4 protein-coding genes are annotated in these 3,692 nt (G+C 56.0%); all 4 read left to right on the top strand.

Annotated features, from left to right (window positions below):
• Nucleotides 1–638: 638 nt before the first annotated feature.
• The 4 genes from ykgO to LIO64_RS01205 all read left to right on the top strand — a co-directional run bounded on the left by ykgO (nt 639) and on the right by LIO64_RS01205 (nt 3,485).
• Complete coding sequence (gene ykgO, locus LIO64_RS01220; protein ID WP_065529996.1) at nt 639–803, top strand: type B 50S ribosomal protein L36; 165 nt, start codon at nt 639–641, stop codon at nt 801–803.
• 84 nt (nt 804–887) lie between these two features.
• On the top strand, nt 888–2,051 hold the full coding sequence (metX, locus tag LIO64_RS01215) for a homoserine O-acetyltransferase (RefSeq protein WP_290547634.1): 1,164 nt from the start codon (nt 888–890) through the stop codon (nt 2,049–2,051).
• Between the two features lie 418 nt (nt 2,052–2,469).
• On the top strand, nt 2,470–2,781 hold the full coding sequence (locus LIO64_RS01210) for a DUF1330 domain-containing protein (RefSeq protein WP_290547633.1): 312 nt from the start codon (nt 2,470–2,472) through the stop codon (nt 2,779–2,781).
• 293 nt (nt 2,782–3,074) lie between these two features.
• The gene (locus LIO64_RS01205; protein WP_290547632.1) at nt 3,075–3,485 is read left to right on the top strand and encodes an OsmC family protein; all 411 of its coding nucleotides are present in this window, start codon (nt 3,075–3,077) and stop codon (nt 3,483–3,485) included.
• Nucleotides 3,486–3,692: the final 207 nt, after the last annotated feature.

The following is a 3,692-nucleotide window of genomic DNA, read 5'->3' as shown; positions in this document are numbered from 1 at the left end:
CGAATTCCTAATCCGGAATCAACGGGAAAAAACTGAAAAAAAACGGGTTAGGAATCATAGGGCACATCAGTATGGCAGGAACAACAGGGGAATGTTCCCTTTCCCAGGCATCCCTTGATGGCGGCGCATGATCCCTCACGGTTTTGAAGACATGATCACCGGAAAGATCAACCTTCCTTTGACTCTGTCGTCCTGTCTCTTTGCCGCTTTTCCCTCCATGGCAGACGTGCCATCACTGAAAGCATCTCGTCCGCGCTCCGTGGGAATGTGACGTATGTCAACGCCTCATTCCGGACAAAGCCTTCCACACCCCACGAACAGTTTTTGACGTCTGGAAGTCGCAGAAAATGGAAACGCAGGGAAAATGATTTTTTCTTCCGTATCCGAATACCGGGGCGCCTGCCTCCCGGGACAGCCTGCCCTTGATCCTCCTCCCTGTTAACCGCAGAACGCTCGGGCCGTCATTTCCAGACCGCTTTTTGTCACGGATATTCAAGTCCATCCATGCCCGGAGCCTTTTCTCCCACGATTCCCTGCCGTGGGGCAATTTCCCTTCTGATCAAAAAATGACTTTACAATTCTTAACTAAACGGTATATTCCGTCTCCCGAACCGAACACCAAACCGGAGTTACACACCATGAAAGTTCTTTCTTCCTTAGCCTCTATGAAGCGCCGCCACGCAGACTGCCAAATCGTGAAGCGCAAAGGCACGTTGTATGTGATTTGCAAGAGCAATCCCAAGTTTAAAGCCCGCCAGGGCGCCACGGCAGGCACGCGTCTTTCCAAAAAGGGCGTCAAGTAAACCCTGGCCCAACACAGATTTCAAGAAGACCGCCGCCCGCCGGGTGCCGGTCTTTTTTTGCTGATAGCCCTCTTTCATACGCCCATGCAGCTTCCCTCCGTCCAAACCAGATTTCTGGACCTTCCCGGCTCCTTTTCCCTGCGGAACGGAACCGTGCTGGACGGGCTGCGCGTTGCTTACGAGCAGTACGGATCCCTGACGCCGGAGAAGGATAACGTGATCCTGCTGTTCCACGCTCTTTCCGGCAGCCAGCATGCCTACGGCTATAACCCGGAGGTGCCGGGCATCGGCTCCCTCTGGAAACCTGAAAACCATGAAGGCTGGTGGAACAGCATCATCGGCCCCGGCCGGCCGCTGGATACGGACCGCTTCTGCATCATCTGCGCCAATTATCTGGGCGGCTGCTACGGCACCACCGGACCGACCAGCCTGTGCCCGGCGGACAACCTGCCCTACGGTTCCCGCTTCCCGCATGTGGAAGCCATGGACCAGGCGCGCCTTCAGGCGCTCCTCCTGGATAACCTGGGAATAGAGCGCATCCATCTGATGGGCCCCTCCGTGGGCGGCCTGATCGCCCTCAGCTTTGCCTGCCAGTTCCCGGAACGGGTCCGGAGTTTCATTTCCATCGGTTCCGGATACCGGGCTTCCATTGAACACCGCCTGTCCCTGTTTGAACAAATCCTGGCCATTGAGCTTGATCCGGACTTCCGCGGCGGAGATTATTACCAGGGGCCTGCCCCAAAAAAAGGGCTGGCGTTCGCGCGCATCATCGGCCACAAGGCATTCGTGTACCAGGAAGGGCTGGAACAGCGCGCCAGAAAGGAAGTGGGCGGCCAGTCCGGCCTGCTCACTTGGATGACGCCCACCCGCAGCACGCAGAGCTACATGCTGCACCAGGGGACCAAGTTCGCGGAGCGCTTTGACGCCAACGCCTATATCCGCATTGCAGACATGTGGTCGGAGTTCGACATCCGCGACCACGCGCCGGACGGAACATTCCGGACCGCCCTGGAAGGATTCCGCCGAGAGGGAATTCCGGCGCTCGTCTTTTCCATTGACACGGACTGCTGCTTCCGTCCGGCGGAACAGCAGGACTTTGCGGCGCAGTTGAAAGCCGCGGGAATTCCCGTGGAGTTCCATACCATTGCCTCCACCAAGGGGCACGATTCCTTTCTGCTGGAGCCGGAACTTTATGCGGAACCCATCCGTCGCATCCTGGCGGAAGGACGCCCGGAAGGCACTATTTAAGCTTTTCTTTTCCGGAGAAGAAACGGCCGTCCGTTCAAGCCAGGGGAATCCCTGCCTCTCCCCTCCCTGCCTCCTGATGGCCGCATGCCTGGGAACAAGGGCCTCCCGGCCCTTGTAAATCCCCTCCATTCCCCGATACGGAATATTGACCTCTTCTCATGTTCCCTCTCTGGGTACAATCTCCTTATAGAAAACGTTCTCACGACGCCTCCATGTCACTCCCTCCTTCCTGGCCCTCTCAGGAGCCCTCTCTTCCTCCCCGGCAGAGACAAAGTTCCGGCACTTGACAGAAAAGATGCACGGCTTTAGTCTCCCTATTAAGGCACCAGACGCTTCCGGCAAATCACGGAGTTGAAGGAACCCCTCCGGAGCGCCGCACGACCAGCCGCCACATTCCCCGCTTATCAAGGAAAAGAAGATGAGTTATTATTTTATCGTAACGGTTTCTCTAACTTCCGATGCCCCCACCCCCTATGATTCCTATGTCAAGGAGGTGAAGCCCATTGTTGAAAAGCACGGCGGAGAATATCTGGTCCGGACCAGCGAAGTGATGCCGTTGAGCCCCGGATGGAAACCGGACCGCGTGATTGTCATCCGGTTTCCCTCCCGGGAAAGCCTGGACCGCTGCTTTTCCTCGGAAGAATACCGGCAAATTAAATCACTACGGGAACAGTCCGTCGAGAGCCATGCCATCATCGTGAAAGGAACGGACTGTGATGAAGTTCTGTGAAGGGCTGCAACCAGTTCCATGTTGATTTTCACATGAAGCGGCCTTTCGGTCCGCTGGCGTCTTTCCACCTCATCGGGTGATTTGCCTGTTCTTCGCCGGATTCCGGCGCAGCGGAAAATTGGGATCAAAGCTGCCCGAAAAGGAAAAAAATCAGCAAAAGGATTAGGAAGAAGAATTGGCGCGGCACGCCGGCATCCCCCCTTCAGCCTCGCAAGCCGGATTTCCACAACGCCTTAAATAAAAAGCAACCAAATTCCAGTGAACCCAAACCAGGATTCCGTTGTCACACTTCTATGACTGATACCCATTATACGTCTGAAACGGAGAATGTCGGGCAATTCCGCTGTGAAAGCACCTATATTCCCTCCAATATCACCTTTGCCACGGACCTGCCCGCCTCTTTCGAGGGCCGCGGGGAGTTCCCTTCCCCCGGCGTAATGCTCGGTTCCACGCTTGCCTCCTGCATGATGAGCATGATTTCCGTCGTCGCGGCCAGAAAGGGAGTGGACCTGAAAGGCATGCGCATTCTGGCGCGTCCGGAGGAATCTTCCAAGGGCATTGAAAAGATTGAGTTGAAGATCATCATGCCTCTGGAAGGAACCCATCCCCTGCGTTCCATGCTGGAAAAAACGGCTCTGAGCTGTCCAGTGCACCGGGCGCTGCGCCCGGACATGGAAACGCCCATTGAGTGGGAATGGAAGTAGTATTCCCCCGGGAATGAGGGCCTCCCGGCCCTCATAGATCAGACGCGGCCACCCGTAAAAGCCCCTGTTCCTACAATACCCTTGCTCCTCTATTAAGGCCGGAGGCCTTAATTCCCAGCAGGAAATTTCCGGCGTACATGACGAAGAAAGAAAAAGCCGTTCCGGACCATTCCGGAACGGCTTTCCTTTCAACTGAGGGTTTCTTCC

This window comes from Akkermansia sp. (genome assembly GCF_020860705.1).
Lineage (GTDB): Bacteria > Verrucomicrobiota > Verrucomicrobiia > Verrucomicrobiales > Akkermansiaceae > Akkermansia.
The sequence above is the reverse complement of the archived record's forward strand: the minus strand, read 5'-3'. Positions and strand labels throughout refer to the sequence as shown.